Genomic DNA, 607 nt, shown 5'->3' on the forward strand with positions numbered 1-607 from the left:
AAGTGTATCGCTTCATGGCGCAAATATCTTCCTGAATATGAAATAAAGGAATGGAATGAGGATAATTTTGATGTCCATTGTATTCCTTATTGTAGTGAGGCTTATGATGCCGGTAAGTACGCCTTTGTTTCAGATTATGCCCGTTTTAAGATATTATATGAGCATGGTGGTCTTTACTTTGACACGGATGTTGAGGTTATCAAAGCTATGGATGATATTATATCCCGTGGTCCTTTCATGGGTTGTGAGCGTGATGCTGATACCGTGAAAGGCGACGGCGCAGCCGTCGCTCCCGGCCTCGGCCTCGGGGTGAACCCCGGCCTCGGCCTATACAAAGAAATTTTGGAACTTTACGAAACTCTTCATTTTATTGGGGCGGATGGTACAATGAATCTGAAGACCGTGGTACAATATACGACCGAGGTACTTTGTAAGCATGGTTTGAAGCATGTTGGCGATGTTCAGTTTGTTGACGGCATATTTGTGTATCCAAAGGAATATTTTAATCCAATGGAGTTTGTAAATCAAGTCTGTATTACTCCTAATACATGTTCAATTCATCATTATGCAGGAACTTGGTTACCTTGGAATAAGCGTATGAAAAAGA

1 protein-coding gene is annotated in these 607 nt (G+C 41.7%); it reads left to right on the plus strand.

The window, feature by feature from the left end; genetic code table 11:
* The coding region (locus tag C5S62_RS01015) for a glycosyltransferase family 32 protein (protein WP_104403683.1) at positions 1–607 on the plus strand (607 nt) is incomplete at both ends.

Source organism: Prevotella sp. MGM2 (genome assembly GCF_002933955.1).
GTDB lineage: Bacteria > Bacteroidota > Bacteroidia > Bacteroidales > Bacteroidaceae > Alloprevotella.